Annotated in this window: 1 pseudogene; it reads left to right on the top strand. The window is 60.4% G+C overall.

Features of this window, described 5'->3' with window-relative positions:
* Window positions 1-54 precede the first annotated feature (54 nt).
* A pseudogene (locus PY649_RS34825) lies at window positions 55-576 on the top strand (helix-turn-helix domain-containing protein); the annotation flags it as partial.

Genomic DNA, 576 nt, shown 5'->3' with positions numbered 1-576 from the left:
CCCTTTTGATGTCGAATGTGATTCAAGATGCTGGCTGAGAGGAGGTCAGCATCGATGGTCGCACCTCTTTCGAATGATCTGCGTGAACGTGTCGTGGGCGCTGTTGCGGCGGGCGAGAGCTGCCGCTCGGTGGCGGCGCGGTTTGGTGTCTCGGTCTCGTCTGTTGTGAAGTGGTCGCAGCGGTATCGCCGCAGCGGTTCGGTCGCGCCCGGTCAGATGGGAGGGCATCGCAAACGCCTTTTGGAACCGCATCGCGCTTTCATAGCCGAGCGGATTGCTCAGAGCCCGCAAATCAGCCTGCACGGTCTCAAGGCCGAACTGGCGGTGAGAGGCGTCATCGTCTCGCATGATGCCGTTTGGCGTTTCCTGCGCCGCGAGGGGCTGCGCTTCAAAAAAAACGATGTTTGCCCTTGAACAGGCACGCGCTGACATCGTCCGTCGGCGCAAGCGCTGGCAGTCATGGCAGACGCGCCTTGATCCTCAAAGGCTCGTGTTCATCGACGAAACCTGGATTAAGACCAATATGGCGCCGCTCTACGGCTGGGGTGTTAAGGGCAAGCGCCTGCGTGGCTTTGC

Origin of the sequence: Rhizobium mayense, from assembly GCF_030272705.1 — a bacterium.
GTDB lineage: Bacteria > Pseudomonadota > Alphaproteobacteria > Rhizobiales > Rhizobiaceae > Rhizobium > Rhizobium mayense.
Note: the sequence above shows the minus strand (reverse complement) of the source record. Positions and strands in the feature narration are given on the sequence as shown.